Origin of the sequence: Cloacibacterium normanense, from assembly GCF_003860565.1 — a bacterium.
Lineage (GTDB): Bacteria > Bacteroidota > Bacteroidia > Flavobacteriales > Weeksellaceae > Cloacibacterium > Cloacibacterium normanense.
Genome location: NZ_CP034157.1, coordinates 1710032 through 1735618 on the forward strand (window position 1 = coordinate 1710032; position 25587 = coordinate 1735618).

Sequence of the window (25587 nt, forward strand, 5' to 3'; positions counted from 1 at the left end):
TAATGAAAAATATTCTTTTGGGAATACTGGCTTTTGCATCGGTATTTCTCGTTTCCTGCAACAATTCAAAAGCTGAAAACACCCAAATCTCGGTCGCAAAGTTCACCACAGGCGACATTGTTCCGCACGATCAGGTATGTATGGTAAATAACGCCTATATGGGTAAAAAACAACTCGAAGTACAGCACGAAGGTAAAACGTATTACGGCTGCTGCGAAAACTGCAAACTGAGAATCCCGCAGGAAGAAAATGCACGAATGGCATACGATCCGATTTCTCATCAACTCATCGATAAAGCAACCGCAATTATAGCGATATCCGATAAAAACGACAATGTCGTGTACTTCGAAAACAAAGCAAACTACGAAGCCTTTTTTAATAAATAATAAATAACCTTTAAACTTATAAAATAATGAAAATACTAGTATTCAGCCTTTTGGCAATCGGAACATTGGCACTCACTTCTTGTAAAGAAAACAAAGAACAGAAAAGCACTACTGAAACATCCATGCAGCACGATATGAGCATGATGTCTGACAATTCAGCAATGGGCGATATGCCTATGGATGAAAAGGTAACCGTGATTGACGCAAAAAAAACTTCCGCAAATCTTACAGAACTCTATTCCCATTACACCCACCTTACATTTGCACTCTCAGGTGATGATGATAAAGAAGCAGTTAATACAGCCAAAGGAATTCTGGAAGCATTGCCTAAAATAAACAAAAAGGGATTTTCCGCTGAACAGAAAAAAGAATATGCAGAACTGGAATCAAGCATTAAGGAACACGCACAGCATATTGCGGATAATGCCGGAAACATTGATCATCAGCGCGAACATCTGGATTTAATGAGTGAAGATTTTTACGACCTGCTGAAAGACTTCGGAACATCAAAAACGGTGTACAAAATATTCTGCCCGATGTATAATGACAACAAAGGGGCCTTCTGGCTCAGCGATTCACGCGAGATCAAGAACCCTTATTACGGCAAAAAAATGGCTTCATGTGGTGAGGTTCAGGAAGAAATTAAGTAAATAGATTCTAAATCATGATTCAAAATTTAATCAAACTCTCCCTCCGCAACAGGTATTTCGTTTTGCTGATTGCAATCGGCCTTTTTATCTGGGGTATTTTTGCGGTAAGGGACAATCCCATCGATGCCATTCCGGATCTGAGTGAGAACCAGGTCATCGTTTTTACCGAGTGGATGGGCAGAAGTCCCCAGATTATTGAAGATCAGGTGACTTTTCCTCTGGTCAGCAACCTTCAGGGAATTCCGAAAATTAAGAACATCCGCGCCTCTTCCATGTTTGGGATGAGCTTCGTATATGTTATTTTCGAAGATAATGTGGATATTTATTGGGCCAGAACCCGCGTAATGGAACGGCTCAATTATGCGCAGCGTTTACTCCCACAAGATGTCACCCCTACGCTCGGACCGGATGGCACCGGTGTTGGTCACGTTTTCTGGTACCATTTTGATGCACCCAAAATGGATTTGGGAGACCAGCGCGCACTCCAGGACTGGTACGTGAAATTTGCCTTGCAGACGGTTCCCGGTGTCGCGGAAGTGGCATCCTTTGGCGGCTTCGAAAAACAGTACCAGCTTATCGTAGATCCTGTAAAATTGCAGTATTACAACGTCTCCCTCATGGAGGTGATGAATAAGGTAAAGGCTAACAACAACGATGTAGGGGGACGGAAATTTGAGATGGCCGATATGGCCTACGTCATCCGTGGACTTGGTTACATTAAGAATGTAGCCGATATCGAAGAAATCGCGGTGGGAAATTACAACGGTATTCCCGTGCGGGTGAAAGATATTGGCTCGGTACAAATGGGTGGAGATCTTCGGCTGGGTATTTTTGATGCGGACGGTGAAGGTGAAGTCGTGGGTGGTATCGTGGTGGCACGGTATGGCGAAAATGCGGATAAGGTCATCAACGATGTGAAAGAGAAAATGAAGGACGTTGAAAAAGGACTCCCTGAAGGCGTCACCTTCAAGACATCGTACGACCGCAGTACGCTGATTGAAGGGGCAATAGACAATATTAAAACCAAGCTGATTGAAGAAATTATCGTGGTGGCAATCATTGTTATTCTGTTCCTATTCCACTGGCGAAGTGCATTGAGCATCATCATTCAGATTCCAGTCACCATTGCCATCAGTTTTATTCTGCTCAATGCGTTTGGACTTTCCTCCAATATCATGTCCCTTACAGGAATTGCGCTGGCAATTGGGGTGATTGTAGATAACGGAATTATCATGTCTGAAAATGCATATAAAAATCTCTCCGATTGGCAGAACCATCAACAAAATAAAACCCCCTAACAATGAAGACCAACTGGTTTAAAAATATATTCAGAAAAAAAGAGAAGGAGAAAGACAGTTACGTTAAAATTCCCGAAGACATTCGGTTGAAGATTATCGAAAAATCATCCTTACAGGTATCCAGAGGCGTATTTTTTTCTACGGTAATCATCGTGGTTTCTTTTCTCCCGGTATTTATGTTGACCGGTCAGGAAGGTAAACTTTTTCATCCGCTGGCATACACTAAAACATTCATCCTGATTGTTGATGCAATCCTGGTGCTTACCCTTGCCCCGGTGCTCATCTCCTTTTTCATGAAGGGAAAATTTAAGGACGATAATAAAAACCCAATAAACAGAGGCTTGGAACGGATTTACGAACCGCTGATAAGATGGTGCATGAAATGGAAAAAAACCACGCTGGGAATTAATATTTTGGCACTGCTCATCAGTATTCCAATGATAATGAACCTTGGACGTGAGTTTATGCCGCCTTTGGATGAAGGATCCCTGCTCTTTATGCCGGTTACCCTTCCCGATATTTCAAACTCTGAAGCCAAAAGATTACTGCAGGTACAGGATAAAATCATTAAGGGAATTCCGGAAGTGGATCATGTCCTCGGAAAAGCCGGAAGAGCCAACACGGCGACAGATAATTCACCCATCTCCATGATTGAAACCATTATTTTGTTGAAACCGCAAAGCGAATGGCGCGAGGGCAAAACAAAAGATGATCTCATCAATGAGCTGAATGCCAAACTGCAGATTCCAGGCGTAACCAATGGCTGGACCATGCCGATTTCCAACCGAATCAATATGCTTTCAACCGGGATCAGAACGGATGTGGGCGTAAAAGTATACGGACAGAACCTGGACAGTATTGCCGTCCTTTCAGAAAAGATTAAAAAGGAACTCACAGGAATTGAAGGGATCAAGGACATGTATGTCGAACCGATTACCGGCGGAAAATATGTGGACATTCAAGTGAAACGCGAAGAAGTAGGAAGATACGGGCTAAGCGTGGATGATGTAAATGCAGTCGTAGAAAGTGCCCTTGGCGGAATGAAACTAACCACCACCGTCGAAGGCCGACAGCGATTCTCGGTAAACGCCAGGTACGGCCAGGATTTCAGAAATAATCTGGAGTCACTGAGAAGACTGCCTATGCAGACCATGGAATTTGGTTCCATCCCACTGAGTGCAGTGGCGGACATCCGCCTTACAGAAGGTCCACCAATGATTAATTCTGAAAATGCCATGTTACGCGGAACTGTTCTGTTCAACGTCCGTGATCGGGATTTAGGCAGTACCGTAGCAGAAGCACAGAAAAAACTCAACAGCATGGTCACCAAAATGCCTAAAGGCTATTTCGTGGAATGGAGCGGCCAGTATGAAAACCTGATTCGGGGTGAGCAGACCTTAAAAATGATTATGCCACTGGTATTGGTCGTGATTTTCCTCTCCATGTATTTTGCATTCAATTCTTACCGCGAAGCTTTTTTTAATCTCATCAGTATTCCTTTTGCATTAATCGGGGGCGTTTTTATGATTTCGATTTGGGGGGTGAACCTTTCCGTAGCAGTAGCAGTAGGATTTATTGCCCTATTCGGACTTGCGGTGGAAACCGGAATCGTGATGGTCATCTACCTGAACGACGCCATGGTTCAGCTTATTGCAAAAAATGGCAACTCAAGGGAGACCATCACCAATGAAGAACTTCGTGAATATGTCATTCATGGTGCAGCCAAAAGATTAAGACCAAAGATTATGACGGTTTGCGTGACCCTCTTCGGGCTTGTACCCATCCTGTGGAGCCACGGCGTGGGAAGTGATATGATGAAACCAATCGTATTGCCGATGGTTGGTGGTGTTTTCACTTCGGCCATTCACATCCTTTTGGTAACACCAATTATCTTTTATATGCAGAAGGAATGGGAACTGAACAAACTAGGGAAAATTGACGTCCTCGACGCTGCCCATTAATCCTTAAATGATTACAAAATGAAAAAATTAATAATAACAGCAGTACTGGCCTTCCTTTACACTACCATTGATGCTCAGCAAATGTCCCTGCCCGCAGTAATGGACAGTATCGCAGCCAACCATCCGGTGGTAAAAATGTACAATGCCGAAATCCGGTCAATGGATGCTGCCGCAAAAGGAGCAAGAAGCTGGATGCCTCCAACCGTAGGAGCAGGTTTCTTCATGACGCCCTATAATGCAAAACTCTGGCAGCGCGACGGCGATATGCTCGGCATGGGCTCAGTAGCAGTTTCGGTGGAACAGATGTTTCCTAACAGAAAGAAACTCAACGCCAACGAAAATCTGATGAAGGCAATGTCTGCTGTAGAAAAGGAAAAACTTTATGCCGCCCTCAATGAAAACTTTCAGGATGCAAAAAAACTGTATTACAGTTCCATTGTCCTGGATAAAAAGCTGAAGGTCGTTAAGGAAAACGAAAAGATGCTGGACTTTATGATTAGAAACGCCGAAATCCGGTACAAAAACGGACTTTCCAAAATATCCGCCTATTACAAAGCCAAAGCGGCCCTCGGAAGTTCAAAAAACATGCAGCTCATGTATGAGAATGACCTGCGCGTCAACCGCATCCGGTTGAATGCCCTCATGGGAAGAGACGCGTTCGCACCGCTGGAGATTGAGCCCGAATACAACCTGAATGACTACTCTCTCGAGACTTTTGGTCAGGATCTCTTTTATCAGAACAGAAGTGATCTCCGCGGCATCGACCGGGAAATCAATATTGCCAAACTCAAACAGGATCTGGAAAAGCAGAATCTAAAGCCGGAATTTGGCGTAAAGTTCGAAAACATGTTTGGTTTTGGTGGCCAGCCCATGCAGTTTTCTCTGATGCTGATGGCAAAACTGCCTTTCGTATCCTGGGCTTCAGGCATGAATAAAGCCAATATTGAAAGCCTGAAACTGAAAGAAGAAGCCTTGCAGGCACAGAAAGAAATGATGGTGAACGAATACAGCGGAATGGCCTACGGAATGCGCAATGAACTGGATCTGAATAAAAATCAGCTGAAACTCTATGAAGACACCATTATTCCGGCCTTAAAAAACAACTACAAATCCATGCAGTTGGGCTATGAGCAGAATACGGAAGAACTCTTCATGTTATATGACGCATGGGAACAGCTGAATATGGCCCAACTGGAATATTTCGAGATCCTTACCAAAGCACTGCAGACGCAAACTGAAATTGACCGCTTAATTGAAAGAAGATGAGAAAAATTATAATATTCACTATGCTTTTATTTGGTTTGACGGCGTGTGACAAAGTTAAGTTCTGGGAAGATAAGCACTCGGCAGAAGCTGCAATGCATACTTATACCTGTCCGATGCACCCGGAAGTGATTTCAGACAAACCCGGCAAATGTCCCAAATGTGGGATGGATTTGGTCCTGAAAGATGCCCCTGAAAAAAAGGAAAAGGGGATTAAACTCGACGATCTGTTGAAACCAACCAATGAATTTGTAGTGTCGGAACAGCCCGTAATAAAAGTAAAAAGAGAAAACATACCCACCACGGTTGATGCTTTAGGGACGGTAGAATACGATACTCGACAGATTGGCAGTATTTCCTCACGCGTTGCTGGCCGTATCGAGAAACTCTATGTGCGGTATAAATACCAGAAAGTGTCGAAAGGGCAGCGTATTTTAGATATATACAGCCCGGAACTTTTAACCGCACAGCAAAACCTGCTCTTCGTTATTAAAAATGACCGCTCAAACAAAACAATGATCGATGCTTCACGCCAGAAACTCCTTCTTTTGGGAATGCCGGCTTCACAGATACAGAAAGTCATCCAGCGAGGGAAACCTGATCTCACAGTTCCGGTTTTCAGCAATTACAGCGGACACATTCAGCAGGCAGGATCGGCCGGAAGCATGGGGTCATCACCACAATCTGCACCCGCAATGGCTTCAAATACGGCAGCCACCGCTGAACTACCCCTAAAAGAGGGAATGTATCTCCAGAAAGGACAGAATATTTTCAGTGTTTACAATCCCAACAGAACCTGGGCCCTGATCAATATTTTCTCTGAAGACATTGCACTGGTCAGCAAAGGACAGTCAGTCATGATCATCCCGGAAGCCAATCCTGAAAATCGCTTCAAAGGAACCATCGGTTTTATTGAACCCTTTTTCAGGCAGGGCAGCAAAACCGTAACGGCGCGCGTCTATTTTGATAATTCCACCGCAAAAATTCCTGTCGGAAGTCAGGTTAAAGCGGAGATTATGAGCCACAACAGAATGGCAGACTGGCTGCCGAAATCAGCGGTGGTTTCTTTAGGGATTGATAAAATCGCGTTCAAAAAAGTAGAAGGCGGTTTTATTGCCCATAAAGTTGTTACCGGCGCGGTGGTAGGCGATAAAATTCAGATCGTCAGTGGTTTGCTTCCTGAAGATGGAGTTGCCGAAAATGCACAGTACCTGATGGACAGCGAAAGTTTCATAAAAATTAACAGATAAAAATTGATAAGATGAAATTTAATATTTTAATGCTGGCCTTGCTGGTTTTTCTTTACTCCTGTAAAAAGGAGGAAGATCCGCATGCCGGCCACGATACCTACTACACCTGTTCCATGCACCCACAGGTGGTATCTGACAAACCGGGAAAATGTCCTATTTGTCACATGGATTTGGTGCCGGTGGAGAAGAAAAAGAATGCGGATCCCAATGAAATTATCCTGAATGATGAGCAGATAAAACTTGGGAATATCAAAACAGTCGCGCTATCTGATGGGTCTATGGCCGACAAACTTACGCTGACTGGAACACTCAATTTTAATCAGTACCAAATGCAGGCAGTAAGTTCCAGAGTAATGGGCAGAGTTGAACGGTTGTATTATAAAAACATTGGCGATTTTGTTCCGAAGGGGGCGCCGTTGGTCGATATTTACAGTGAAGAACTCAATAATGCAAAGCAGGAATATTTGCTGGCATTGGAAAGACGCAAGCTGTTCGTCGGTAATACTTCCATTGATTTTGATCAGTTGCTCCAAAGTTCCCGAAACAAGCTTTATTTATGGGGAATGTCCGAAGGCCAGATCAAACAGCTGGAAAGATCAGGAAAAGCCACGCCAACCACTACTGTGTTCAGCAATGCAGCTGGTTACATCACCGATCTGAGCATTGCCGAAGGCGATTATCTTGCGGAAGGCGGCACCATCGTGAATCTGGCAGATCTTTCATCGCTGTGGGCGGAGGCGCAGGTGTATTCTTCCCAAATGTCACTCCTTCAGAAAGACAGTAAGGTCACCGTATATATTCCCGATCTGGATAATTTGAAGATTAATGGAAAGGTTGATTTTACAAACCCTGAAATAAGCGCCTCCAGCAGGATAAATCTGGTTCGCATTTCCGTGCCCAACAAAGGAAACCTGCTGAAACCCGGCATGCCGGTATATGTTCTGGTGGAAAACAAATCCCGTGATGGTCTTTCAATGCCTGTGGATGCGGTAATCAGGGATGGCAAATCTTCCACGGTGTGGGTGAAAACCGCGAAGAACACCTTCGTCAACAGAATGGTGGAAACGGGTCTCGAATATGAAGACAGAATAGAAATCACATCAGGAATTAAGGCGGGAGACGAAGTAGTGGTCTCCGGGGCCTACCTGCTGAACAGTGAATACATATTCAAAAAAGGGGCAGATCCGATGGCGGGTCACGATATGAGTACAATGTAATATGAGAAAATTGAATATGATAGGCTGGCTGGCGGTGCTAGTGGTGGCTATTGTTTTAGTCATTCAGGTCATACCGGTGGAGCGCAATGTCTCCACCGTTCCGCCAGGTCAAAGTTTTGAAAAAACCGAAAAGGTGCCCGCCAACGTGGCTGCAATCCTTAAAGTTTCCTGCTATGACTGTCATTCAAATAATACCCGTTATCCCTGGTATTCGGTATTACAGCCGGGCGCGTGGTTCATGGCCCGGCATATTAAAAAAGGTAAAGAAGAACTCAATTTTGATGAGTTCAATAACTATTCAAAAAGACGTAAAAAAGCAAAAATAAAAAGCATCATCAGGCAGATTGAGAAAGACGAAATGCCTTTAAAATCATACCGCATGATGCACGGAAACGCCAGATTATCAGCGGATGAAAAAAAAGAACTGTTAGATTTTTTTAATACCATTAACCCACACTAAAAAATTACTAGGATGAAAAATTTAGAACATGACCACAACATGCTTAAGGATACTGATTCAACAACAGGCAATCATTCCAAACATGAAATGGAATCGGGCAAGGAGTCTGTCCAGCACGCGCAATAAAGCCATGCCTCTGCATACAAAAAGTTATTTTGGATGCTTCTGATTTCCTTTATTTCAATGTTTATACTAATGTATGCGATGGTGGACAAGCTGGCTAACGTAATTCCAAACATAAACCAGTTATAGATGGCAGGCCTGATGGCTTCTTCTATGTTAATCATCGAACTGCTGATAATGGGGAAGATGTATCCCAACAAAAAACTCAATAAAATTCTTATGGGCCTCGGAGTGCTGATGATGGTGCTGTTTTGGTCCGGGATTCGGCAGCAGACAGCCGTGGGAGATGTCCAGTTTCTAAAGTCCATGATTCCACACCATGCAGGGGCTATTCTTATGGTCGAAGAAAGTAATCTGGTCGATCCGGAAGTGAGAAAGTTGGGCGAGGAAATTATCAAAGCACAGGAGGAAGAAATTGCCGTCATGAGGGCGAAAATTAAGGAACTTCAAACCCGGAAGTAATCTCAAATAGCAGAATTTAACGCAAAAAAATTGAATTATGAAAAAATACACCTGTCCCATGCATCCCCAGATATTGAAGGACGAACCGGGGAAATGTCCACTTTGCGGAATGAACTTAATTCCCTTGGGAGGAACCGCCCGACCTGAAAAAGACGAACACAGCCATCATCATCAGAATCATGATCATCACTCAGAATCTGATAGTTCAGCGGCGGGATTTGACAAACATGCAGGTCATCATACTCCGGATTTTCTAAAAAGATTCTGGATTACACTGGTACTTTCTGTCCCGGTGCTGCTGCTTTCCCACATGATTCAGCAGTGGCTTGGTTTCACCATAGCTTTTCAAGGCGATAAATACGTGCTGTTGGTTTTGGGAAGTATTATTTATTTCTACGGTGGAATGCCTTTTTTCAAAGGGTTTTTGGGCGAAGTGAAAGCCGGAGCTATTGGGATGATGACGCTCGTTGCTTTGGCGATTACCGTAGCTTATGTCTATTCCGTTGCCGTCGTATTCGGGCTGCCGGGCATGGATTTCTTTTGGGAGCTCGCCACCCTAATTGTCATCATGCTTCTGGGTCATTGGCTCGAAATGCGTTCACAGATGGCAGCTTCAAAAGCGTTACAATCCTTAGTGGCATTGCTACCAAATGACGTAACCGTCGAGCATAACGGAAGTCCGGTTAAAATAAAACTGGAACAGCTGAAAAACGGAGATACAGTAATCATAAGACCGGGCGAAAAAGTCGCCGCTGACGGTCTGATTGTCGAGGGCAGTTCCTATTTAAATGAAAGCATGCTGACCGGAGAAAGTGTTCCTGTAAGAAAAGAGTCCGGTGGAAAGGTTATCGCAGGGTCTATCAATGGAGACGGGGCTTTAAAGATAAAAGCAACAGGGGTTGGAAAGGATTCGTACCTCAATAAGGTCATTAATTTGGTTCAGGATGCGCAGGCAGCAAAGTCGAACACTCAGAATCTGGCGGATAAAGTAGCCAAATGGCTTACTATAGTAGCAATTGTGGTGGGAGTAGGAACTTTCGCTTACTGGTACATCACCATGGGAGATTTGGCTTTTGCTCTGGAACGGATGGTAACGGTAATGGTAACGGCCTGCCCTCATGCTTTAGGAGTGGCAATCCCTCTGGTAGTGGCCATTTCCACTACACTTTCAGCGACAAATGGTTTACTCATCAGAAACCGCACAGCTTTTGAAACCACCAGAAAATTATCGACCATTATTTTCGATAAAACCGGCACCCTTACGAAAGGTTCCCACACCGTACAGAAAATCATTCCTCTAACTGAACACTATTCGGAAAACGATTTACTCCAGTATGCAGCAGCAGTGCAGCAGAACTCCGAACATCACATTGCAAAAGGAATCATGCAGACCCTTTCCGAGAAAAAACTGGAGCTATGGAAGTCAGACAGTTTCCGCTACATGCAGGGAATTGGAGTGACAGGAATCGTAAACGGTAAATCGGTTGTCGCGGCTGGTCCTAATTATTTTGTTCAAAACAATAAACAGGTACCTGCCATTCCGGAAGAAATCAACCAGGATGCAGAAACAGTGAACTTTATTTTGATTGATGACGTGCCCGTGGGTATTGTTTCTTTAGCAGATACCATTCGCGAAGGCGCAAAAGAAGCTATTGACCAACTTCGAAGCATGAACATTAAATCATTCCTGCTTACAGGTGATAACGAAAAGGTAGCGGCGGCGGTGTCAAAGCAGTTAGGAATGGACGGATATTTGGCAAATGTACTTCCGCACCACAAACAGGAAAAAGTAAAAGAATTTCAGGATAAAGGGGAAATCGTTGCGATGACAGGTGACGGCGTAAATGATGCACCGGCTTTGGCAGCAGCAGATGTAGGCATTGCAGTTGGCAGCGGAACTGATGTTGCTGCCGAAACCGCAGATATTATTCTGGTCAACAGTGACCCTCGAGACGTGGTGAAAATGATAAATTTTGGAAAGAAAACCTACAGCAAGATGATCCAGAATCTCGTATGGGCAGTGGGCTACAACGTCGTGGCTATTCCACTTGCTGCGGGTGTTCTGTATCCTACATTTGTCCTGAGTCCCGCCATGGGCGCAGTGCTGATGAGTGTAAGCACCATCGTGGTCGCACTTAATGCAAGTCTCCTTAAAATAGATTAGACGTAACGTCCAAATCTAACAAAAGTCACACTTCTATTTATACATTAAAGGCGCAGCGATGCGTCTTTTTACATTTTGTACTTAAACCTCCCCGCTCTGCCGTAGCAAATAACATAATGCCTTCCTAGCAACATGAAAAGCCTTTATGGGCTACACCTTCCAATCGCTCATTAGGTCAAAATAAATACAAAAACCAAAAGTGATCTCTAAATCTCCCTACATACTCGCTCTTCAAAGTCTCTTATGTCTGAGTATATTAATAAACTCAACACGGTATCCAAAATATAGTTTATATAAAATATTTCAGATATATTAAAATTTATATCCGTTAAAATTCTAATTTACTGTTTTTGGGAATAGAAGGTAGCTTTTTATTTCTATTGTCAAGTTGGATTTATTTAATTCTACAACTCGCAGAACTATAATTAAAAAAATCAATTTCTAAATACTTAAAAAAGCAATATCTATCATAATTAATGTAATTAGAGTCTTAATCATAATATCTAATAATTTCTATAACTAATTATTAATATTGGAACTTTTTTTAAACTTATCATTATAGATAGAAATAGATTTTTTAAGTTAAACTGTATCATTAACCAATCCTATATAAAATAAGCATATCCATTACAATTACTAAAAAATAATATCTATCTTATTCATAAAATTCCTTCTTTCTGATTAAGTATTTTTTTTAAATTATTCATATCTTCACTTACTTTTTTATCCAATATTTTAGCATAATGTTGAGTAGTTTTAATGCTTTTATGACCAAGCATTTTACTTACGCTCTCCATTGAGACATTATTAGATAAAGTAACAGTAGTAGCAAATGTGTGTCTTGCACAATGAAAAGTAAGTTTTTTATTGATATTACAATTATCAGCTATTGTTTTTAAATATTCATTTACTTTTTGGTTTGAATAGACTGGAAGCAATTTTCCAGAATTGGAAACTAATGGATGATTTTCATACTTTTTAATAATTTCTTCTGCTATTGGTAACAAGGGAATATTTGAATTTATTCCTGTTTTTTGACGATTTGTTATTATCCAAAGGTTTCCATCAACACCTATAGTAATTTGTTCTTTTGTAAGGTTAAAAATATCTATGTAAGCTAATCCTGTGTAACAACTGAAAATAAAAATATCTCTAACTATATTTAACCCACTACCAATAAAATCTTTATTTTTAATTGTTTTTATTTCTTCCTCCGTAAGAAAATTAACATTTACTTCATGGAATCTACCTTTGTAAAAAATTACCAAATCTTTTTCAATCCAATTATTCTGATAACACAATTTTAATATTTTACTTAAATTTTTGGTGTGTTTTACTGCTGAATTATTATTGATATTGGGTTTGGTTCGCAAGAAAAAATCAAAATCGTTTAGAAATGATGGTTCCAGTTTCTGAATATCAATGTCGGATTTTTTATGAAACTTCCACAAAAATTCTTTCAAATGAGCCAAACAAGTTTTAAAATTCTTAAGTGTAGCTGGTGCGTATTCCTTACCTAAAAGTTTTTCTATTTTGGAGTTGTGTTCTTCAAAAATTGGAATGAGGTATCTTTCAGTAGTATTTGCACCTGTTAATAGGTTTTTAATATCTATTGCATCAAAACTTTCCCTTGATAGCGCTAATTTGTTTTCCAAAACTAGAACATTAGATTTCAAGATGTCTAAATACTTATTTATAGCTCTCGCTTCTTCAGAATTACCTTTTAAACGATTTTGAGCGGAACTCCATTTGGAAATCTCTACATCTTTTCCAGTAGAAAATTCTGCACGCTTTCCATTCACGGTAATTCGCAAATAAATAGGAACGCGTAAATTAGATTTTGTTTTGGATTTTTTCGCATAGAATAATACCGAAATTTTTGCATTCATACTGGTGACTTTAAAAGTTAAAATAAATTTAAAGTGCCCTTTTTCACAAGATGTTCAAAAATGAAACAAGCTTATACATGGGCTTTTCAAGAGAATTCGGTTACCTATATGCTAAAAAATTTAGAGGTAACCGAATAGGTCACCTCACGAATTGAGAAAAATTGTTTTTATTTGATATCAAATAAAAACAAAAAGCCCCTAAATCTTACGATTTAAGGGCAATTGCTTGAAATTGAACATTTCAACGTGGTTTCTCCAGGAATCGAACCAGGGACACACGGATTTTCAATCCGTTGCTCTACCAACTGAGCTAAGAAACCTTTTTTGTTTCATCACTGTGTTAAAGTGGTGCAAAAGTAAGCACTTTATCTATATGACGCAAGTCTTTTCAAAAGAATTTTACATTTTTTTTTGAACTCCCTGATTTTCAAGTTCATTTTTTTTAACTTTCTTTTAATTGTTCGCTCATCTCTTCTAAAACGGGCTTAATCGTACTTTCTGGAAGGTCGCTTATTCTGATATACATGAGTCCGTCTATCGCATCATTGAAATTAGGGTCTACATTAAATGCGATAACCTTAGCATTTTGCTTGATGTATTTTTTTATTAAAACAGGCATTCTCATTTCTGGCTCTAAATCATCGATGAGTTTATCAAACTTGTTCAAATCATTGTCTAAACCTTCGAAAAAGAGATGTTTTTCCTTTACCTTGAGTTTTACCTTAAAATCGTTTTTAGGATGTACGTATTGCGCCACCACAGAATCATAATAATGCGAACGCATAAACTCAATCATCAAAGACTTAGAAAAATCTGAGAATTTATTACTGATGCTTACTCCACCCATTAAGAATTTATGTTCAGGATTTTTGAGGCAAACATGCACAATTCCTCTCCATAATAAGAACAGTGGTAATGGTTTTTGCTGATATTCTAAATTCACATAAGCACGGCCCATTTCTATCACTTTTCTAAAAAATGGCTGTATTTCTTGGTCAAATTCAAACAATGAGCTCGTATAAAAGCCACTAATTCCATATTTTTTCATGACTTGAGCACCTAATGCCATTCTATACGCTCCAGCGATTTTTTGAGCACTATTATCCCAAAGAATGAGGTGATGGTAATGCTTATCATACTCATCCAAATCAAAAGGCAGGTTGGTTCCCTCTCCTATTGCTCGGAAAGTTAATTCTCGCTGTCTTCCGATTTCTCTCATCATTGAAGGAATTTCGTCATATTCGGTGAAATAAACTTCGTAATTAGAGTTGGAAAACAAGAGTTTATCTTTCTTTTTAAGATTTTCTATATCTTTTAAAATATCTTCATGAGGTGTTTCGTCTATGATATTCTGAATCACTTCTTGTCCAGATTTCAGCGGAAATTTAATCGGCAAATTAGACAGTTTAAAGAGCTCCGCAATGGATTTTCTCCTTTCATAGTAAGACTTCATCATGTAGACTTTCTTTCTCAAGAAATCTCCTAATTCTTTCACCGATTCATATTCTTCTTGAATTTTTGGCGAAACAGGCTTTCCTATTCTGATTCTAATAGGCTTGTCTCTTTTCTTCATCATCTCAGACGGAAGCAAGAGCGTTTGCAAATCTGCATGAATCTTGGCAATGCTATAAAACTTGCTCGAATTCTTGGTATGGAAATACATCGGAACCACTGGAACCTTTGCTTTTTTTATCAATTTAAGTGCTGGAATTTCCCATTCTTTATCCAGAACTTCATCAAAAACATTGTTACGATTCGACACTTCTCCCGCAGGAAAAATACCGATACAACCGCCTTCCTGAAGGTGTTTCAAAGTATCACGCATTCCAGAAATACTACTATACGCCTCTTTTCTGGTCTCAAAAGGATTCACAGGAATCACATAATCTTTCATAGGCTCTATTTTCTGCAAAAGAAAATTGCCCATGATTTTAAAATCAGGTCTAATTTCTGTAAGGATTTTACACATCAGAATGCCATCAATCGCTCCTAAAGGATGATTGGCTACCAAAATGAAAGGTCCTGTTTTTGGGATTTTAGCCAAATCTTCTTCGAAGGCTACGTATTGGATTTCTAATTTTTTGAGAAAAGCATCAAAAAAAGCTACTCCTTCATGGTGTTTTATGCTGTCATACAATCTATTGACATCATTCAATTTGGTAAGTCCCATAATGGTAGAAGCAATCGGACTTTTAATAAATCCGAATTTCTGCAATCCTGCTGCTTTGATAAAATCTTGTTTAGAAATGAGGCTCATGGTTGGTTATTGCGTAACGATTTGTACTGTGTTTTTTGAAATTTGTTCTAAAAGGATTTTTTTATCAGCATAGAAATTAGAAAGCTCGTCCATATTGGCATTTCTAACCGTGTATAACGAAACATTTTTCACAACATCCGTGCTGAATTGTTGAGTTAACGTTTGATTAACCTCATCAATTTTCCCAAATTTATCTTCCAGACAAAGCGCCAAAGAAATCGCAGAGTTTTGCATCATAGAAACTTTGATTTTATGTTTTGCCAAAAGATTAAAAATCTGGCTAATGTGATCTTCGGCAATGAAAGAAAAGTCTCTCGTAGAAATATTCATTAATACTTGATTTTCTTTCAGGATATAACTTTCTTCGCTTTGGTTGACATCAGAATTTCCTACTTTAGTTCCTGGTTTTTCTGGCTCTACAAAAGATTTCACATAAAAAGGAATGTGCTTTTGCTTCAGCGGTTGTAAGGTTTTCGGGTGAATTACAGAAGCTCCGTAATACGCCATTTCTATGGCTTCTTCGTAAGAAATATTAGAAAGCAAGGTTACGTTTTCAAATTTTCTAGGGTCACCTGTCATCACACCCGGAACATCTTTCCAAATGGTCATGGCTTCAGCATTTAAACAATACGCAAAAATCGCCGCAGAGTAATCTGAACCTTCTCTTCCCAAAGTTACAGTAAAATTATTGGCTTCTGAACCGATGAAACCTTGTGTAACATAGGATTGATTCTGGTCTAGACCGCTAATATTCTTTTCGGTTTCTAGCCAGTTCACTACGCCTTCTCTGTACGTGTCATCCGTTTTGATGTAATCTCTAGCGTCTAGCCAAGCATTGCTAAAATTGATATCATTAAGATACTCACTGAGAATTTTAGACGAAATCATTTCACCACAACTCACCACTTGATCATACACAAAATTGTAATTTGGCGATTTATTTCTTCTCAAAAAAGCTTCTAAATCATCAAAAAACAAAGCTACTTCTCCAAAAATTTTATGATTTTCGGCAAAAAGACCTTTGGTAATTTCTAAGTGAGATTGTTTTATTTTTTCTACCTCATTTTGGTAATCTTCTTTCTTAAAATAGTATTCTACTACTTTTTCTAATGCATTGGTCGTTTTTCCCATGGCAGAAACTACTAATAGGCATTTTTCAAAACCTTGCGAGTTTAACACTTTCGCTACATTCTTTACACTCTCTGCATCTTTTACTGATGCTCCTCCGAATTTAAAAATTTTCATCTTCTTTTATTTAAAATCAATTCAAACCTTCAAATTTATTAAATTATTTCCATATGAATCAATTGAATATTTTTTGGGAAATATCACCAAAAATTGCGAAATTTACAAACAAGCAAATACCAAAAAAATGTCTGAACAAACTTTTCAAACTTTAGGTGAATTTATCATTGACAAACAAGACGATTTTAAATATTCCACAGGGGAACTCTCTAGACTTTTGAGCGCCATTAGACTGGCTTCTAAAGTAGTGAATAGAGAAGTAAACAAGGCGGGAATCGCAGAAATCATCGGTCATGCTGGAAACCAGAATGTACAAGGTGAAGACCAACAAAAACTAGATGTTTTAGCCAATAATCTTTTTATAGAAGCACTTTCTCAGCGCGAAGTAGTCTGCGGAATTGCCTCTGAAGAAAGTGATGATTTTATAGAAATTAAAGCGACAAGTAACGCTCACCTTAATAAATATGTGGTTTTAATTGATCCACTAGATGGTTCATCTAATATTGATGTAAATGTTTCAGTAGGAACCATTTTCTCTATCTACAGACGCGTTACGGAGCCTGGAACACCTGTTCAACTGAAAGATTTTTTACAAAAAGGCGTAAAACAAGTAGCAGCTGGTTATGTAGTTTACGGAAGTTCTACCATGATTGTTTACACCACAGGAAATGGCGTAAATGGATTTACTTTAGACCCATCTATTGGTACATATTATCTTTCTCACCCGAATATGAAATTCCCAACTACGGGAAAAATTTATTCCATTAACGAAGGAAATTACATTAAATTTCCTCAAGGTGTGAAAGATTACATTAAATATTGTCAGTTAGAAGAAGGAGACAGACCTTATACTTCTCGATATATTGGTTCATTGGTTTCAGATTTTCACAGAAATATGATTAAAGGTGGGATTTACATCTATCCTTCTACGTCACAATCTCCAAAAGGAAAACTGAGATTGTTATACGAATGCAATCCAATGGCATTATTGGCAGAACAAGCTGGCGGAAAAGCGAGTGATGGCTACAGAAGAATTCTAGAAATAGAACCTACTGAATTGCACCAAAGAGTACCTTTCTTCTGCGGAAGTGCTGCAATGGTAACCAAAGCCGAAGAATTTATGGCAAAAGCTTTAAAACCTTAGAAATTTATAAAATTGCTGATTATAAAATCGTAAAGTCTCTCTTGATTTTACGATTTTTTTATTATTTTTATATCAAAATATTATCATGATTCTCACTTTTTTGTCCTTGTCTATTCTGCACTTGGTTTTCGTTTTGTTCATTATTCTTTTACCTTCTGTTTTATGGATTTTTGCCCTTATTGACATTTTAAAAAGCAACTTTAAGGATTCTACTAATAAAATTATTTGGGTTTTAATTGTACTTTTGTTGCCCGTTTTAGGCTCTATTCTGTATTTTATTTTTGGAGGCCAACAAAAAACAAATTAAATGAACGCTCAATTTACCAGACACGAACTCATCTTTAAACAAGCGAGTGGAACTTCTAGAGGAGTTCTTACTACTAAGGAAACTTATCTTTTAGAAATTTCTGAAAATAACAAAAAAGGAATTGGCGAATGTGCCATTTTCAGAGGATTGAGCTATGATGACGTTCCTGATTATGAAGAAAAACTCACTTGGCTTTGCAAAAACATATATTTAGATTTTGAAGTTTTAAAAAAAGAACTGCTGCATTATCCTTCTATTATTTTTGGGTTAGAACAAGCGCTTCTTAACCTTCTGCATGGCGAAGATTTGTATTTTCCGAGTGATTTTACTGATGGTAAAGATTCTATAAAAATCAATGGACTCATCTGGATGGGAAATGCAGATTTTATGCAATCTCAAATTGAAGAAAAATTAGCCAAAGGTTTTGACTGTATTAAATTAAAAATAGGGGTAGATTGGAAATCTGAAAAAGAAATCATCAAAAAACTCAGAGAAAAATTCCCAAAAGAACAATTGGAACTCAGAGTAGATGCTAATGGCGCTTTTTCTTATGAAGAAGCTACAATTGTTTTACAAGAATTAGCAGATTTAGGAATTCATTCGATTGAACAACCGATAAAGAAGAACCAAGTAAAAAGTAAAAAGAGCCAAGAAACTGATGAAATAAATTCAACGGATTGCTGTGCTCCTTGGAATGACATGGCGAAATTATGCGCAGAAACACCTACTCCTATTGCTTTAGATGAGGAACTTATCGGCGTAATCGATTTTGAAGATAAAAAGAAACTTTTAGAAACCATTAAACCACAATACATTATTCTAAAACCAGCTTTAGTGGGCGGATTTTCGGGTTCTGATGAATGGATTGCCATTGCAGAAAGTTTAGGAATCAACTGGTGGATTACTTCTGCTTTAGAAAGCAATATTGGCTTGAATGCGATTTGCCAGTACACTTACACCAAGAAAAATCCTTTACCTCAAGGATTGGGAACTGGAGCACTTTTCACGAATAATTTTGAAACTCATCTGCAATTAGAAGGCGACCAAATGTGGCATAAAAAATAAAACCTTGAAATAATTTTCAAGGTTTCTACATAGTAGTTTTAATAGTCATGGAAAGATTAAACCGTATCTATAAAAAGTTCATCTATCCATTTTTTAATGATTAATAGTAATTTCCTCTTAGCGTTTTTCATTTTAGTCAGGACTGCCTTCTTTCTGTAATTTTTTATTATCTCTTAAATATTTTATCAATTTATCTACGATTTGTTTAGAATCATCTGAATATTCATTTTTAAGCCTTTGAAATTTATCTGCTTTCACTTTTGAAGCGCTGGTTTCTTGAACACTTACAAAAACTTCTAACAAAACAAAATCATCTGGAATAACGAATAAATCGGTAATGTATTTATAGTCATTATTCTCATCCAAAACATTAAATTGCTCTGCATTTCCTATTTCCACGAGGGGCACTTTTACATTATGGAAAGCGAAGATTTCTTTTTTTTTCCTCCAGATTGATAAGCAATATTAATTTTGATTTCGTAATTATTAAAATTGGTTTTTTCCCAGACTTTAGCACCACTTGCATTGCATTCTATATGGTGAAGTTGATACACCAATGCATTTCCTTTTACGATTTCAGGAATAAATTGTGCGGAGAATGCTGTTAATCTTTCCTTTTGATTTTTGGTAACAATTTCTCTTTTTACTTTAAAAGCAGGAATTCTTTGGTCAAAAAGGTAGGTTCTTTTTGCAGAAAAGGAATCGGTATATTTAAGCACATCTCTATCAATTTGATTTTTAATGATTTTGTAGCTTAAATTCACAAAAGTATTAAGATTGGTATCGAAAAAGCGAAGAAAGCTAGGACCAATGCTTTTTTCGGCATTCAATTCTTCGTATTTATTTACGGGAGGTTTTTCAAAAATCACAAGGGATTCTTCGCCTACAGTGGGAATGGATGAAGCGTCTTTTTTATAAAAAAAATCTTGTGCAAAACTGATTTGTACAACAAAAATTAAAAAAAGAAAATAGAATTTTTTCATTTTTATTGTTTTACTATTCAAAGTTAGTATTATTGCTTGTAGCTTTTTTTTTATTGACCGTGATAATTGTCATAAAACCCAAAAAAAGCTTCTGCCAGAGACAGAAGCTAAAATGAATTCTTTGCTATACAATAGTGTTAATTAAAAATACAGAAATAAGAATTCGTAATTATTATTACAAAAATCATGCTAAACACATAAAAAAACGCCTTATTGCTAAGACGTTTGGTTGTTAGTTTTTTGCATTTGTGTTTCTAGAATGTTTTCATGATTGTTTTTACCGTGACAAAAGTAGTGAACCATGCAAAACGAGTCAATTACACTTTTGTGTAATATCACAATTTTATTTCAAAGACTAAATGCAGTCCTTTTTCACTTGGTTTTATGACAAAAAGACCACACAAATTCTGAATTCTGCGCCGCATATTATTAAGACCATTTCCTGAAGTTAAACTCTCTTCTAATCCTACTCCATCGTCTATAATTTCCATGGTAAAAAGATGATCTTTCAGTGTAAAAAGAATATCTACATTTTGAGCTTTACTGTGTTTATAGACATTATTTAGGGCTTCTTTAGCACAGAGGAAGAAATTTCTTCTGATTTCTGCATTCAATTTAGTATCAGGAAGTTCTACTTTTCTGGTAATATTGATTTTAACATCTGTTTTCTTGAAAAAACTCTCGGCATATAGCGATACATATTGCATAAAATTCCCCAAGTTGTCATTACTAGAGTTAAGGCTCCAAAGCATTTCTCGCATCGAGAGATTCATTTCTTCTGAAGTCTTAAGTAAATCATCTATATCTTCTTTGAGATGCTGTTCTCCCACTTTTTGTTTTAAAAATTCTGCTTGAAGTTTCAATGCTGAAATTCCCGCACCCAAATCATCATGCATATCGTGAGAAATTCTCTCTCTTTCTTCTTGAATTTTTTTCTGAATTTCTAATTCTTTTTCTAGAATTACGTTACGATGCTCTATTTCCTGAAGCAGTTTTTCATTAATGAATACTGCTTGTTTTTTTTTGTACACCATCACTACCAAAATAATAAACCCTACAAACATTAATAGAATAATGATTGCAAAAATAAGTACCAATAATACTGGGTCTGGTAGAATTTGAGCCAAAATTTATTTTTTAAAAGAGTTAAACGTACGTAAAACATTATAATCTACACATCTTAAACCTTTTATAAAAAAGGAATACATCATGATATTACAAATACTAAATAAAAAATTAATCACATTAAAAATATCTTGATTATAATTATATAACCATGTTCCAAGATACATTCTGAACAAAGCAAAAATACTCCAAAAAAGTAGAGCAAAACTTACCCAAAATGATTGTTTTACTGTGATATTCTGCTCATCTACAAATCTAATAATGTATAAAAACCACTGTAAACTCGCTAATAAGAAAAACAGAATCATCATGAGAAATACATTATTATTGAATTTTGGAAAACCAATAGAAAATTGGAAATATAATGACATTCCTACAGAAATAGCCGCAATAGCATTTAAAAAATAATGGTCCTTCTTTGTTTTATAATCTTGGATATAAAAATATCTGAAATACAGTATGGAAAATATGATAAATGGGAAAAACAAATAAGTCTGATGAATCTTAAAAGCTTTTCTTATAAATACAAGCCCTAAAACATCTACAATAAATACCGCCACTAAATAGAGGAAAAAATATTTTTGTTTGGCAGTATATCCTTTTTTCACCCATAAATAAATAGAGTATATCATTGCTATGGCCACAACAATGTCATACGTATAATCTAAAATTTTATCTATCAATATCAACATTATGGGCAATCATTAGGACAAAAAGTATTCAAATCAAAACCAGACAAACTTTCTACATCACTCCCTTGAGCGTTTTGACAGTCTGTAATAAAAGTCATTTGACCAACACTTTCATCATTATACAATTTTAATTTTTTTCTCAAAATATTAGCTTCGGTTGAGGTGAGCAAGGTTTCATAATTTACCCACTGTGCAAGTGTAATTTTAAAATTTTTGACATTTGCCTTAGCTGTTACTTTATTTTTGTAAGCTAACAATTCATCTTTGGTAATTTTTACTCTTAGCGTATTTCCTTGAGCACCTTGTACTACTGCATCTATTTGAGATTTAATGTTTTGGATATAATCATTTTCCATGATTTGGTAATCCGCCTCAGAAACTTCCACTATGTTATTTACATCTAGCATCGCATAAGCTTTATTCCCCACATTATTACCAGATTTATCCATATAATAATACAACAAATAAAGGGAACCATCAAATTTAGTTAATTCTTGGTATTTATTCGGGAACTTCACCTTATTAAATTGAACAAAACTAAATGCTACTCTGTCTGCATTCACAGGAATTTGATCAATCATTTTTAAATAATTTTCTTTGCTTACTTTAAATGATTTTACATTTTTAGGATTCAGTTTTTTAAGAATTTTATACGTTACCGTATCAAAACTGTGTCTCATTGCAGAGTCTAATTTTGGGGGCATTGGAATATGCGAAAGCAATAGGTCATCTTTAGATAATTTTTTCTGGTCTCCACATGAAAATAATAGAAAAAACATCATACAGTAACCTAAAAAATAGAGAGTAGATTTTTTTTTCATAGTTCGATTTTAGATTTTTATGCTTGATTTTTAAGAAGGTTTATTGCTTCTACTTTATTATTTACATGCAGTTTTTTATAGATATTTCCTACATGTTTTTTTACCGTATCTAGTGTAACTTCTTTTATATCTGCTATTTCCTTGTAAAGATGACCCTTTGCAAGAAGATCTAGAATGTCATGCTCTGTTTTAGAAAGCTCGTTTAGGTGGTTGTTAAAATTAGTTTTTTCTTCTCTAAAATATTGTAAAACTCTTTTAGCTACCCCGAAACTCATCGGCGCACCTCCTTGGTAAACATCTTTAATGGAAGTGATGATTTTATCCATACTTTCTCCTTTAATCAGATAACCAGTTGCGCCAACTTTCAAGGCCTCATAAATATGCAAGTCATCTTCAAAACTCGTACACATCATAAATCGTGTATTAGGCATTGTATCTAAAATCTGCGCGATGACTTCTATCCCGCTCATATCAGGAAGTTTAATATCCATTAAAACCACATCAGGATAAATCTCTTGTAAGGAAACAAGAGCTGCTTTACCAGAATAAAATTGACCTACACAATGCAAACCTGCATCATAATCAATAATTTTTTTGAGCGCATTGTTATAATGCTTCTCGTCTTCTACGATAGCTACTGAGATTGACATAATATTTTCATCGTTTGTTCATTACAAATTTCAATAGAAATATTGTAACAACCAATTACACTTTTGTGTAACTAAGTTTGTGTAAATAAAAATAGTCTTTTTTTCAATACAAAATAAAAATAAATCACATTTTTTAAAAATGTGATTTATTGTTTAGAAATTAACAGCAATATTTGGTTTATATTAAATTATTAACAAACACTGTTTTCACATTTTTTTTAACCTCAAATCATAAACGATAACAGACCGGTTAATTGTTAATTTACTTCCACTTGTAAAAATTCCTGTTCTTAATTTTATTTTTTTCACAAACCAATGTTTCAATTTTTTTATTCAACTAAAAATAGTTTTCTAAATATGACAATAACAATTAAAATGTTAAAAATTCTATCATAAAACTATATTCTCATCAACGATTATTAGACTATTTTTTAATTTAAAAAAGAATTTAATTTTTCTTAAATTTGCAAGATTCAAGAACTGATTATGGAAGAAGAAAAAAAACCGCTCAATTTTATTGAACAAATCATCGAAAATGATTTAGAAAATGGTTTAGATAAATCTAAATTGCGTTTTAGATTTCCACCAGAACCTAATGGTTATTTACACGTAGGACATACCAAAGCGATTTGTATAAACTTCGGTTTAGGAGAAAAATATGGTGCTCCTGTTAATTTAAGATTTGACGACACTAATCCTGAAAAAGAAGAGCAAGAATTCGTAGATGCCATCAAAGAAGACATTAAATGGCTTGGTTTCAAATATGACCAAGAGTTATACGCTTCTGATTACTTCCAGCAGTTGTATGATTGGGCTGTAGAAATGATTAAACAAGGAAAAGCCTATGTAGATGAACAGCCTTCTGAAGTGATTACAGAACAAAGAAAAAATCCTACCGAAGCAGGAATAGAATCTCCATACAGAAATAGACCTATAGAAGAATCTCTAGATTTATTCGAAAGAATGAAAAACGGAGAGTTCGAAGAAGGTACAATGTCTCTAAGAGCTAAAATAGACATGACTTCGCCGAATATGAACATGCGTGACCCTGTGATGTACAGAATTCTGAAAAGACCACACCACAGAACTGGCGAAAAATGGAAAATCTATCCTATGTACGATTGGGCTCATGGTGAATCTGATTATATAGAGCAAATTTCACACTCCCTTTGTTCATTAGAATTCGAAAATCACAGACCTCTTTATGATTGGTATTTAGACCAAGTCTATGAAGATGGAAAAGTAAGAAATAAGCAAAGAGAATTTGCGAGAATGAACGTTACTTACATGGTAACTTCTAAACGTAAATTACAAAGATTAGTAGCAGAAGGCGTAGTAACAGGCTGGGATGATCCTAGAATGCCTACGATTTCTGGAATGAGAAGATTGGGTTACACTCCGAAAGCCATTAGAGAATTCATTGACAGAGTAGGCGTTGCAAAACGCGAAAACCTCATCAATATTCAGTTGCTAGAATTCTGTGTGAGAGAAGACCTCAACAAAGTTTCTACCCGAGTAATGTCTGTGGTAAATCCTGTAAAACTTATCATCGAAAATTATCCTGAAGATAAAGAAGAATGGCTAGAAACTGAAAATAATCCTGAAGACGAAAACGCAGGAACTAGAGAAGTGCCTTTCAGCAGAGAACTTTACATCGAAAGAGAAGATTTCATGGAAGAAGCTCCGAAAAAATTCTTCAGATTAACGATTGGTGGAGAAGTAAGATTAAAATCTGCTTACATTATTAAAGCCAACAGAGTAGAAAAAGATGAAAATGGCGAAATCACTACTATTTACGCTACTTATGACGAAGAATCTAAATCTGGAAGCGGAACTGAAGCAAGTATGAGAAAAGTAAAAGGAACGCTTCACTGGGTTTCTGCAAAACATGCTTTACCAATTGAAGTAAGAATTTACGACAGATTATTTACTCACGAACAACCAGATGCAGAAAAGGAAACAGATTTCATGGAATTCGTGAACAAAGATTCTCTGAAAAAAGTTCAAGGTTTTGCTGAGCCAAGCCTTAAAAATGCAAAAGTGGGAGACCATTATCAGTTCCAAAGAATTGGTTATTTTACTCCAGATAAAGATTCTACAGCAGAGCAATTAATCTTCAACAGAACGGTTACGCTGAAAGACAGTTTTAAAATTGATTAAAATTTCAAGTTATAA

Annotated in this window: 23 protein-coding genes and 1 tRNA gene; 14 read left to right on the top strand and 10 right to left on the bottom strand. The window is 37.2% G+C overall.

Translation table 11 applies throughout. The features are described 5' to 3' along the window. Positions 1–2 precede the first annotated feature (2 nt). From EB819_RS07870 to EB819_RS07915, 10 genes are all read left to right on the top strand, one after another. Complete coding sequence (locus EB819_RS07870; protein ID WP_069797733.1) at positions 3–386, top strand: hypothetical protein; 384 nt, start codon at positions 3–5, stop codon at positions 384–386. Between the two features lie 26 nt (positions 387–412). Further along, on the top strand, positions 413–1036 hold the full coding sequence (locus tag EB819_RS07875) for a DUF3347 domain-containing protein (protein ID WP_069797735.1): 624 nt from the start codon (positions 413–415) through the stop codon (positions 1034–1036). Positions 1037–1050: 14 nt separating this feature from the next. Further along, complete coding sequence (locus tag EB819_RS12920) at positions 1051–2334, top strand: efflux RND transporter permease subunit (protein WP_069797737.1); 1284 nt, start codon at positions 1051–1053, stop codon at positions 2332–2334. Between the two features lie 2 nt (positions 2335–2336). Continuing rightward, positions 2337–4295, top strand: coding sequence for an efflux RND transporter permease subunit (locus EB819_RS12925; protein ID WP_069797739.1), 1959 nt, complete (start codon positions 2337–2339; stop codon positions 4293–4295). A gap of 18 nt (positions 4296–4313) precedes the next feature. Beyond that, positions 4314–5561 (top strand): TolC family protein, encoded by a 1248-nt coding sequence (locus EB819_RS07890; protein ID WP_069797741.1) that lies wholly within the window; start codon positions 4314–4316, stop codon positions 5559–5561. Further along, positions 5558–6808, top strand: a complete 1251-nt coding sequence (locus EB819_RS07895) for a heavy metal-binding domain-containing protein (protein ID WP_245993109.1) — start codon at positions 5558–5560, stop codon at positions 6806–6808. The genes EB819_RS07890 and EB819_RS07895 overlap by 4 nt, the downstream gene beginning before the upstream one ends. Before the next feature lie 11 nt (positions 6809–6819). After that, positions 6820–8025 (top strand): efflux RND transporter periplasmic adaptor subunit, encoded by a 1206-nt coding sequence (locus tag EB819_RS07900; protein ID WP_069797743.1) that lies wholly within the window; start codon positions 6820–6822, stop codon positions 8023–8025. A gap of 16 nt (positions 8026–8041) precedes the next feature. After that, positions 8042–8485, top strand: coding sequence for a heme-binding domain-containing protein (locus EB819_RS07905; protein WP_245993111.1), 444 nt, complete (start codon positions 8042–8044; stop codon positions 8483–8485). 252 nt (positions 8486–8737) lie between these two features. Beyond that, positions 8738–9070: a DUF305 domain-containing protein gene (locus tag EB819_RS07910; RefSeq protein ID WP_245993114.1), complete on the top strand. Its 333-nt coding sequence runs from the start codon at positions 8738–8740 to the stop codon at positions 9068–9070. 37 nt (positions 9071–9107) lie between these two features. Beyond that, entirely contained in the window at positions 9108–11234 is a 2127-nt protein-coding gene (locus EB819_RS07915) for a heavy metal translocating P-type ATPase (protein ID WP_069797748.1), read from the top strand. Positions 11235–11893: 659 nt separating this feature from the next. Here the strand turns inward: EB819_RS07915 and EB819_RS07920 are convergent. From EB819_RS07920 to EB819_RS07935, 4 genes are all read right to left on the bottom strand, one after another. Continuing rightward, positions 11894–13123: a site-specific integrase gene (locus tag EB819_RS07920; protein ID WP_069797750.1), complete on the bottom strand. Its 1230-nt coding sequence runs from the start codon at positions 13121–13123 to the stop codon at positions 11894–11896. 247 nt (positions 13124–13370) lie between these two features. Beyond that, a tRNA-Phe gene (locus EB819_RS07925) sits at positions 13371–13443 on the bottom strand. 122 nt (positions 13444–13565) lie between these two features. After that, positions 13566–15380: a bifunctional lysophospholipid acyltransferase family protein/GNAT family N-acetyltransferase gene (locus EB819_RS07930; protein ID WP_069797752.1), complete on the bottom strand. Its 1815-nt coding sequence runs from the start codon at positions 15378–15380 to the stop codon at positions 13566–13568. Between the two features lie 6 nt (positions 15381–15386). Next, positions 15387–16625, bottom strand: coding sequence for an aspartate kinase (locus EB819_RS07935; protein ID WP_069797754.1), 1239 nt, complete (start codon positions 16623–16625; stop codon positions 15387–15389). Between the two features lie 127 nt (positions 16626–16752). On the opposite strand from EB819_RS07935, the gene fbp reads away from it, so the two are divergent. The 3 genes from fbp to EB819_RS07950 all read left to right on the top strand — a co-directional run bounded on the left by fbp (position 16753) and on the right by EB819_RS07950 (position 19141). Further along, a complete protein-coding gene (gene fbp, locus EB819_RS07940; protein ID WP_069797829.1) occupies positions 16753–17769 on the top strand; it encodes a class 1 fructose-bisphosphatase in 1017 nt (338 codons plus the stop codon). Positions 17770–17854: 85 nt separating this feature from the next. Beyond that, positions 17855–18076 carry a PLDc N-terminal domain-containing protein gene (locus tag EB819_RS07945; RefSeq protein WP_069797756.1) on the top strand — a complete coding sequence of 74 codons (222 nt, stop codon included), beginning with the start codon at positions 17855–17857 and terminating at the stop codon, positions 18074–18076. Continuing rightward, complete coding sequence (locus tag EB819_RS07950) at positions 18077–19141, top strand: o-succinylbenzoate synthase (protein WP_069797758.1); 1065 nt, start codon at positions 18077–18079, stop codon at positions 19139–19141. Between the two features lie 132 nt (positions 19142–19273). Here the strand turns inward: EB819_RS07950 and EB819_RS07955 are convergent, their stop codons facing one another. The 6 genes from EB819_RS07955 to EB819_RS07980 all read right to left on the bottom strand — a co-directional run bounded on the left by EB819_RS07955 (position 19274) and on the right by EB819_RS07980 (position 23412). Further along, positions 19274–19540, bottom strand: a complete 267-nt coding sequence (locus tag EB819_RS07955) for a hypothetical protein (RefSeq protein ID WP_069797760.1) — start codon at positions 19538–19540, stop codon at positions 19274–19276. 11 nt (positions 19541–19551) lie between these two features. Beyond that, positions 19552–20124, bottom strand: coding sequence for a hypothetical protein (locus tag EB819_RS07960; protein WP_069797763.1), 573 nt, complete (start codon positions 20122–20124; stop codon positions 19552–19554). A gap of 335 nt (positions 20125–20459) precedes the next feature. Beyond that, the gene (locus EB819_RS07965; RefSeq protein WP_245993116.1) at positions 20460–21251 is read right to left on the bottom strand and encodes a sensor histidine kinase; all 792 of its coding nucleotides are present in this window, start codon (positions 21249–21251) and stop codon (positions 20460–20462) included. 3 nt (positions 21252–21254) lie between these two features. Continuing rightward, positions 21255–21932, bottom strand: a complete 678-nt coding sequence (locus EB819_RS07970) for a hypothetical protein (RefSeq protein WP_124878720.1) — start codon at positions 21930–21932, stop codon at positions 21255–21257. Positions 21933–21940: 8 nt separating this feature from the next. Beyond that, positions 21941–22762, bottom strand: a complete 822-nt coding sequence (locus EB819_RS07975; protein ID WP_069797769.1) for a hypothetical protein — start codon at positions 22760–22762, stop codon at positions 21941–21943. A 17-nt stretch (positions 22763–22779) separates the two neighbouring features. Next, complete coding sequence (locus EB819_RS07980) at positions 22780–23412, bottom strand: response regulator (RefSeq protein ID WP_069797771.1); 633 nt, start codon at positions 23410–23412, stop codon at positions 22780–22782. Between the two features lie 486 nt (positions 23413–23898). Between EB819_RS07980 and EB819_RS07985 the strand changes: the two genes are divergently transcribed. Continuing rightward, a complete protein-coding gene (locus EB819_RS07985) occupies positions 23899–25572 on the top strand; it encodes a glutamine--tRNA ligase/YqeY domain fusion protein (RefSeq protein WP_069797773.1) in 1674 nt (557 codons plus the stop codon). Positions 25573–25587 lie beyond the last annotated feature (15 nt).